The 9,403-nt window shown below is 44.1% G+C and carries 5 protein-coding genes; 3 read left to right on the forward strand and 2 right to left on the reverse strand.

Annotated elements, in window-relative coordinates; all coding sequences use genetic code 11:
* Positions 1-29: 29 nt before the first annotated feature.
* Positions 30-995, reverse strand: a complete 966-nt coding sequence (locus tag ACP69U_RS02065) for a polyphenol oxidase family protein (protein ID WP_426137663.1) — start codon at positions 993-995, stop codon at positions 30-32.
* A 106-nt stretch (positions 996-1,101) separates the two neighbouring features.
* A complete protein-coding gene (locus tag ACP69U_RS02070; RefSeq protein ID WP_426137664.1) occupies positions 1,102-2,355 on the reverse strand; it encodes an RluA family pseudouridine synthase in 1,254 nt (417 codons plus the stop codon).
* A 781-nt stretch (positions 2,356-3,136) separates the two neighbouring features.
* Between ACP69U_RS02070 and ACP69U_RS02075 the strand changes: the two genes are divergently transcribed.
* The 3 genes from ACP69U_RS02075 (at position 3,137) to rpoD (ending at position 9,172) form a co-directional block, all read left to right on the forward strand.
* On the forward strand, positions 3,137-4,339 hold the full coding sequence (locus ACP69U_RS02075; protein ID WP_372860986.1) for an outer membrane protein assembly factor BamD: 1,203 nt from the start codon (positions 3,137-3,139) through the stop codon (positions 4,337-4,339).
* A 208-nt stretch (positions 4,340-4,547) separates the two neighbouring features.
* A complete protein-coding gene (locus tag ACP69U_RS02080) occupies positions 4,548-6,722 on the forward strand; it encodes a DNA primase (RefSeq protein ID WP_426137665.1) in 2,175 nt (724 codons plus the stop codon).
* Between the two features lie 533 nt (positions 6,723-7,255).
* Complete coding sequence (gene rpoD / locus ACP69U_RS02085; RefSeq protein ID WP_045452235.1) at positions 7,256-9,172, forward strand: RNA polymerase sigma factor RpoD; 1,917 nt, start codon at positions 7,256-7,258, stop codon at positions 9,170-9,172.
* Positions 9,173-9,403 lie beyond the last annotated feature (231 nt).

A 9,403-nucleotide genomic window follows, 5' to 3' on the forward strand; every position in this document is an offset into this window, starting at 1 on the left:
AATCGCGCGCAACAGCAAATAGCGTAATCCTACGCAGCGACACGTACAATGACCAGCGCCATTCGACCTGTAGCAGGCTGCTGCAAATGCGTTTGACGCCGATAAGAATAATAGTGGTCATCAGTATAACTACAGCTGCTAGATAAGGTGTCATCTACTATAACGCCCGCCGCACTAAGCTGATCCGCTGCCAACTTTGGTAAGTTTAGCTTGATTTTCATTGCGTCAACTTTGTCACAGCTTGACAGCTTATCAACCGTATCCTGTACATCTTGAGTATTGCTATCGCCTTTAATAGTAGCCACAGAATCTATGACATATAACGAATCAAAATGTTCAATACTTGCTGTGTTCAATAACTTATTTTCTGTGCAACCTTTCAATAATTGATTGCGAACTTGAGCGCCAACTTCATAGCTGTCTTGACTGATACAAACACCAATCCAAGCTTTGATTTGTCCCGATTGCGTAAAACAATGCACAGTCGCTTGAATAACCCCGCAAGCCAGACCTTGCCAACCCGCGTGAATTGCTGCTATTTGACCACTAGCTGGCTGATATAAAACTATCGGCACGCAGTCAGCCGTCATTATCGCAAGCCCAAGCCCTTGTTGCCGACTGACCATCGCGTCAGCAGATATTGGCGTCATACCTAGCGCCGTGCCATCAACATCATGAATTTGCTTACCGTGAACTTGGTTAACCCAGTGTAAGCGTTTGATGGGTACCTGTTGGCAGGCAGTCAACGATAAGGGTGCAAGCTGCTCATTGATGGCAGATAATAAACGCATGCGATTGCTCAGTACTTTTGCAGCATCGTCATTGACATGCAAACCTAAATTTAGCTCACCGTAATTCGCTTGACGTTGCTGTCGTACTAGCTGTTCTGTAGGCTGGTCTTGTGAGTCAACATCATCGCTTGAAAAGGCCGCTGTTTGAAAAACAGCCACATCATCAATCTGTGCAAGCAATGTCATAGGAAACTGATGAGTCATGGCTGATTTACCGTCTTAATGAGTCATTTTTATGTCACGGATCGCTATTTACTACTAAGCTCTGTTTTTTACAAGCGACTTTACGCTCTCGTCTGCAAGGAGCGGTCTACTCGTCATCATAGCCATCACTTAGCACAGCCATCAACTGCTGCATATCTTCAGGCAGTGGTGTGGCGACTTCAATATCTTCACCAGTCGTTGGATGTACGAAACCCAGTGTATAAGCATGCAAGGCTTGACGTGGAAAATTATTAATCGCTTGACGCTGGGCTTCTGTCAGTCCTGCCCGCAGTTGACGACGACCACCGTAGACACGATCACCCACTATCGGATAAGTCACATGACTTAAATGCACACGAATTTGGTGAGTGCGTCCCGTTTCAAGACCTACATCCAACAGGCAATAATTGCCATTAAGCGCGGTCACATTCAGTAAATGAGTCACAGCTTCGCGTCCTGCCGTCATTACCGTCATTTTAGTACGCTGATTACGGTGACGACCGATTGGGGCGTCAATACGGCGATGGCGCGATAGACTCGCTGCATCCCCTGCTACCACACATTGATAGTGACGATAGACCGACTTGTCCTTTAGTTGCTCCATCAGCGCAAGCTGTGCTGGCTTGGTTTTACCAATCAACAATAGCCCTGAGGTATCTTTATCAATACGGTGCACCAGACCTGCACGCGGCAGATGGTGCTGCTGCGGATAGTGATACAGCAGTGCATTGACCAAGGTGCCGGTTTGGTTGCCCGCACCAGGATGCACTACCATGCCAACAGGTTTATTGATGACCAATACGTCATCATCTTCATAGACCACATCGATGTCTATGTTTTCTGGTTGATCTTCACTATGCTGCTCTAATGTGGTGGTTAACTGCAGCACATCACCCGCTCTGACACGAATTTTCGGTTTTTGCACGCCACCGTTATACAGCAGGCTGCCATCACTGATCCAACCTTGTAATTGAACACGTGAGAAATCGGTAAATATTTTTGAAGCCAATTTATCAATACGTAAACCAGCTTCGTCTTCTATAACCGTATGCGTCATATTAATAATTACTGGCACCACTTGACCGGCGGCTGACGCTTTATCATCGTCGCTATCATCAATGTCGTCAGCATCTTCATCGCTGCTATCTATCATATCGTCGTCAAGCACATCACTATCTTTTAACGTAGCTTCTTCTGACACAGCGTCTTCTAAAACATGATCGCTATGGCTTTGCTCATCAAGCATCGACTGATTATTGTCAGGTAATTCACTATTATTTAAAACGTCATTTGGCATCGGTGACTCTTGTGCTGATGAATCAGTCTGTCGTGATTGATTCGGTGGTAAATGGGTAGTCATAGCATTATTATTCATAGCAGATTTATATATGGCAAAGCGCCTGACATAGTTTTGAAAGGTAGCTTTTGAGAAAATTTCTAATAAAGTGTTAAGCGTAACGCTATAAAAAACAAAAGGCCATTCGCTATCAATCGCTTATCATAAAAGCGATCGTCGTCGAAAAAAGCGGAGGCAATACCGTGCTAGTGTATCACGCCAAGCGCCTAAGCCCTATAGAAGCTGTGTGTTATCTGTCATTTTTTGATTATACCGCAGTGAGCCTCAGCGCCGTACTTAACTCTCTAAAATATGACATTGCTGTAATTTACTGTATATTTGTCAGTGTCAGCGACATTCGATATCGCTCGTGACAGCAGCTCATGTTAAAATGCCAAACTGACATGCGCTAGTGTACAGCTCATTGCGAGCATCAGCATATCGCATCTGTGTTGCAGTAGACTAATAACTATACGATACTGACTCAAATCCGATGAGCACGATTGGATTAAGTACAATATAGATGGCGAAAAAATAGACGAAGCAAACGTTATTCTATAAAGTATAGCCATATTTTGCTGTATGCTATGCCACTGTATGCTTATCGAATTTTTATTAAAAGCATTTGGTTTGATATAAACCCTATGCCATCAAGCGTTTTTTAATAACGATAACTGGTATGTCCGATGATTGACATAGTAGATGACAGACCACTATTGATGCCTACGCATCGTTTTTTATCATTAACCTAATATCTAGTATGATAGCGTCGCTGCTATTATACGTCTTGTGTCGGAGAAGAAGTATGCAAGCTGTTGGCAATACGTTTATCAAACTGTCCTCAATAACCCTACTTGCGCTAAGCGTAAACTTAGTGGGCTGTCAGACTTTCAAAAATCTGACTGGCGGTAAAGACGTCGATGCGGTAGAAACTGCCGAAAAATCAGAGCAGAACTATTATAACGACGCCATTACCCAGATTGATAAAGGCCGCTATACACAAGCCATCGAAGATTTGACCAATCTGCGCACTTTTTATCCTACTGGACAGTACGCTGAGCAAGCATTACTCGACATGATGTACGCACAATATGCCAGTGGTAAGTATGAAATGGCAGCTGCCAGCGCTGAGCAATTTATTAACCTATATCCTTCTAATCCGCAAGTCAGCTACGCTTACTATGTGCGCGGCGTTGCCAATATGCAGGGCTCATCAGAAGGTCTAAAACTGTTTAAGCTCAATCAAGCTGAGCGTGATACCGCCTATTTACGTATTGCCTTCGCTAACTTTCAAGAGCTTATTAATAAGTACCCTAACAGCCCTTACGCGCCAGATGCCGCTCAGCGCATGACTTTCATTTACAATCAGTTTGCTGAAAGTGAGATGAGTGCAGCCAACTGGTATATCGAGCGCGAAGCTTATGTCGCTGCTGTTAACCGTGCCAAATGGGTGTTTCAATACTATCCACTCAGTGAATCCATCCCAGACGCAATCGCGGTCTTAGCTTATAGCTATGATAAATTGGGTATGTCTGATTTGGCAGCAGAATACAAAACTCTATTACAGATTAATTATCCCAACATGTTAAGTGCTGATGGACGCGTTAAACTCGACACCAAACGTGAGCGTTCTTTCATCAACAAATTGACTTTTGGACAGTTAAGTCGTTTTAACAAAGATACTTCATCAGTTGCGACAGGCGACTATAACGGCGCGACCAAAACTCAGGTTATTCGTAACGCCAGTCAATTGAGACTGCCAAGCGATAATGCAGCAGCAGCCAGTGCAGCGCAAGGTACTTCACCTGTGCGCGCCAATAGTGGCATCAATGTCGGCTTGGGTCTGCCTGAAGCATCCGCTGAGCGCATTACTAGCCAATCGAGCACTGGCTCTACGGCAAGAGAAGCCAATGTCGATCCGCAAAACACCAATCCTGTACGCCGTACGACATTGCCTGTTCAAGGGATTGATATCCTGCCAGCAGATGTCGATATGAATGATGAATAAATGCGCTAAATTTGAGGCAACGTCTCTCTTTTAATTAAGAGAACCTCTCTTCTTTTTAGTACATCAACGCACATCATGAAAAAAATAAGGTCAACAACAGAGTTGGCCTTATTTTTTCTGTTTCTGTTTCATTATCTATGCCCAATATTGTTTGTGCCCAATATTGCCTATGCTTAAGATAATACACCTATGGTAAACTGTTTTTTGCATGAGTATTCCAAATCACATTCTCGACCAATTAAATAGCCAAGCTGACTTAATCAGTATCATTGGGCGTCATACGACGCTTAAACGTGCTGGTAGTGAGTTTAAAGGCTGCTGTCCATTTCATGGCGAAAAATCGCCCTCTTTTTATGTCAATCCACAAAAAAACATCTATCATTGCTTTGGCTGTAGCGTCGGCGGTAATGCCATCAGTTTTTTACGCGATTATGAAAACTTAACTTTTATTGAAGCGGTTAATGAGCTATCAAAGCAGACGGGTATCGAAGTTCCAAAAGAAGAACAACAAAACGTCAGCTATCAGCGCCGTGCACCAAAACCGATTGCACCACCGTCAATACCTAGTCCGACTATCAACGCTAAAAGTGACGCTAAAAGTCCTGCTCAAGCAATTAATGCGCCTTCTATTAACGCTACTTCGGCTATTCAGCAACAAAACCAGTACGGCGATACCGATCAGCCCGTTTATCACGACAGTAGCAACGGCTACGATGAGTATCCACCGCTAGATGCTTACGACTCAGCGTCTTATCCAGAAGATTCTTATGGCGCAGACTACCAAGATGATAATAGCTATCCGCCAGCATGGTTGACAGGTGGCGATACTGACGCTGCGGCATTGTACGATGATCATAGCGTTTCCGATAAAGACGGTAACCTGTATGAGCTGTTAGAGCAAATCCAGCAGTTTTATCAGCACAATCTCACCCTTCATCCGCATGCTAAGCACTATTTTTTATCGCGTGGTATTACAGAAGACATCTTTGAAACCTTTGGCTTAGGCTATGCACCATTTGGGTGGCAGCATCTTGAGCATCAGTTTCCACAAGATATTGAAGGGCTAAAGGCGCTTGGCTTGGTGCGCCAATCAAAGTCAGGACGCGATTATGATCTACTCCGTGATCGGGTCATTTTCCCGATTCGAGACAATCAAGGACGCACCATTGGTTTTGGTGGTCGCGCGCTCGATGATGAAGTAAAACCCAAATATATCAACTCCTCTGACTCACCCGTTTTTCATAAACAGCATGTGCTGTATGGCTATTACGAATCACGCCAACAACGTGCCGACAGCTGGCTGGTGGTCGAAGGCTATATGGATGTGATCGCCCTTTACCAAGCGGGTATTTATGGCGCTATTGCTTCTATGGGTACGGCGATTAATGAGAGTCAAATATCACGATTACTGACGCTGAACCCAACCCTAACCTTGAGCTTTGATGGCGATAGCGCGGGACAAAAAGCCGCTTGGCGTACCCTTGAAGTGGCTTTGCCAGTACTGGCCGATGACAAAGAGTTGCGGTTTTTGACCCTACCAAATAATCATGATCCTGATACGTTTATTAAGAGTCAGGGCGGCGATGCCATGCGTGAGCAAATTGCGAATGCCATGCCGCTATCGCAATATATTTTTGCCTATTTAAGCGAGCGTTACGATTTAACCTTGGCAGAAGGCAAAGCCAAGCTCATGTCACAAGTACGTGCCTTGACCACTGCATTACCTAAAGGCAGTAGCTTTCGCTACCTGCTCAATAATGACGTCTATCAGAAGCTGGGTGGTAAACGTAGCCAAAATATCGAAGCCAAAGATGCGCTGCTAGATTTTGATGGTGACATGACCATCAGTCAGCAATTGCAACTTTGTTTTTTGTTTCAGCCACGTGCCTTAATTGAAGACCCTATCGAAGCCATTTGGCAGCAGGCAGGTATTAATGATTTACAGCTGCCAGCACACATCAAGCAAAAAGCCGTGCCTGACATCTTGCGTCCGCTTGCTTGGGAAGATTTGCAAGATATCGCCTTGCTGGATATCGTTAGCACCATCAAACGCTGCCTGAATCATTTACCCAAAGATGCCAACGCTGCCGCGCACTTTATATTGTCTAATGTCAAGCCAATCACCCAAGAGACACTTAGCCGTAGCTGGGGCGGATTTTATAAGACATTGATTGGCAGAAATATTTTGAGCTTGGATGAGTTGATCGAAAACTTGGTGATGCAGTTGCTCAAGTTACATCTGCAAAAAAAGATGCAAGAGCTCATCAAAAATCCTGATCATATCAAGCTGGCGATTGTCCGTAAGCAGTCGCAATTATTAAATGATTGGCTACGCGCACAGCAAGCTGAGCAGTCAGCGCAGATGGTTACCGTCAAATCTTAACGTTTGCCATTATTTTTGCTAAAAAATCTCCAACCCTTTAAAAGTATAGCGGCTGCCCCCACTACTAATGATTATGCCCAATAGCATGTATTGCCATTTAATCATTTGGCTGATATAAAATAATCAGTAAAAAAACGGTCGGTAGATATCACTACCTCGTGCTTGATTACGCTGGTGTGTGTTAAACTGTGTCGCTAACTATTTATAGCCCGATTTAATAGATGGTGATAAATCCGCCTCATTAAGCACAAATTTTAGATATTATTTTGAAGTATCCGTTTTTAGGAACCGTTATTTTTATATATTATTTTTTAGATAATGTTATCTTGAAGAGTTTTTAGCATTACTAATTTCTAGCAGTTTTTTAGCATTGTAATTGTAGTATTTTGAGCCTTTATTCATATCAACTCATTTTTGATATTATTGACAACCTCTACGCCATATTTTGATGAATCGATTGATTATATCAACGCACTGAGCGAGCGATAGCGCGTCACAATATAAAAATGTCCGATGCAAGTAAGCGAGTATTTATGAACGATAAGTCAGTTTCTAAGTCCACATCTCAACTGGCCACCTTAATCCAAATGGGTAAAGAGCAAGGCTATCTCACCTATGCTGAGGTGAATGACCAACTGCCCGACTCTATTACCGAAAGCGATCAGATCGAAGATATTGTGCAAATGCTGACCGACGTTGGTATCAAAATCTTTGAATCTGCGCCTGATGCCGATGACATCTTGATGAACGACGATTCAAGCGATGATGACATGGCAGCGGATGAGGCAGCGGCGGTATTGGCCTCTGTTGAGACTGAGCCAGGTCGCACCACTGACCCTGTGCGTATGTATATGCGTGAAATGGGTACGGTTGATCTATTGACCCGTGAAGGTGAGATCGCCATTGCCAAGCGTATCGAAGAAGGTATTCGTGACGTACAGCATGCGATGTCTTACTGGCCGGGTACCGTACAGTTCGTCCTTGATGAATATCAAAAAGTACAAGATGGCGAAAAAAAGCTTTCTGACGTCATTACTGGCTTTTTAGATCCTGAGACCGAAGCAGACAAAATCGCTGCCCAAGAAGCAAAAGAGGCAGCAAAAGAAGAACGCGAACGCATCAAAGAAGAAAAAGAAAATCCACCTGTGATCAAAGCAAAAGCCAAAGCAGCGGCGCTTGATGATGAGGACGAGGATGAAGACGACGTTGAAGAGGAAGCTGAAGAAGAAACCAGCGGTATCGATCCTGAAGAAGTACGTCTGCGTCTAGAAGAAATCGAACACTTATTTATTAAAGCCAAGCAAGCCTTGCTAGATTATGGCCGTGGTAGCACAGAAGCAGATACTGCTTATGCCCTACTTGCCGAACGCTTTATGATGCTAAAGTTGAACAATCGCTTGTCAGATCAAGTCATGGCTATCATGCATGATGTCTATGACGACGTGCGTAAGCAAGAGCGTCAAATCATGCGTTTGGTGATTCGCCGTGGTCGTATGCCGCGTGAAGAGTTCCGTAAGACTTTCCCTAGCAACGAAACCAACGTCGATTGGCTGATTGAGCGCATCAAGGGCAAACCTGCATTTGCTGGTACGCTAGAAAAAGTCACTGATGATGTTATTTTATTGCAACGTCGCATTCGTGACTACGAGCAACAGCTCGACATGAAAATCCACGATATGAAAGACGTGGCGCGCCGTATGGCAGTCGGTGAAGCAAAAGCTCGCCGCGCCAAAAAAGAAATGGTCGAAGCTAACTTGCGTTTGGTTATTTCTATCGCGAAGAAATATACCAACCGTGGTCTACAATTCTTGGATTTAATCCAAGAAGGTAATATTGGTCTGATGAAAGCCGTCGATAAATTTGAATATCGCCGTGGTTATAAGTTCTCGACCTATGCGACATGGTGGATCCGTCAGGCAATTACCCGCTCTATCGCTGACCAAGCGCGTACCATCCGTATTCCTGTACATATGATCGAGACCATTAACAAAATAAACCGTGTTTCTCGTCAGTTGCTACAAGAAATGGGACGCGAGCCAACGCCTGAGGAATTAGGTGAACGCTTAGAGATGGACGAAGTTAAAGTCCGTAAAGTACTGAAAATCGCTAAAGAACCTATCTCTATGGAGACACCAATCGGTGATGATGAAGACTCGCATCTAGGTGATTTCATCGAAGATGGTACGATCTCAAGCCCTGTTGATGATGCGACCGCAGCTGGTCTGCGTGAAGCGACTCGTGATGTATTGGGCAATCTGACTGAGCGTGAAGCACGCGTACTAAAAATGCGCTTCGGTATCGATATGCCAACCGACCATACCTTGGAAGAAGTGGGTAAGCAGTTTGACGTAACACGTGAACGTATTCGTCAGATTGAGGCTAAAGCACTGCGTAAATTGCGTCATCCGTCACGCTCTGAGCATCTGCGTTCTTTCTTAGAGAATGACTAATCATAAAGCAAACTAAGCACCAATAAAAAGGCCGAGTTTATCTCGGCTTTTTTTATACTTTAAAAGCTCTAGTTAATTATTTAGCATATTGAAGAATGCAAAAATCACGGTTTGAACCGCCCCGACTTTATCGGAGGCTTATTTACTTGAGTCAGGCAGCAACACCTGACAGGATTAAATTATCATAATACTGCTTTTCAAACTCAAAAGGTGACACATAACCAATCGTGC

Origin of the sequence: Psychrobacter sp. TWR1-1-1 (assembly GCF_049895865.1) — a bacterium.
Lineage (GTDB): Bacteria > Pseudomonadota > Gammaproteobacteria > Pseudomonadales > Moraxellaceae > Psychrobacter > Psychrobacter immobilis_A.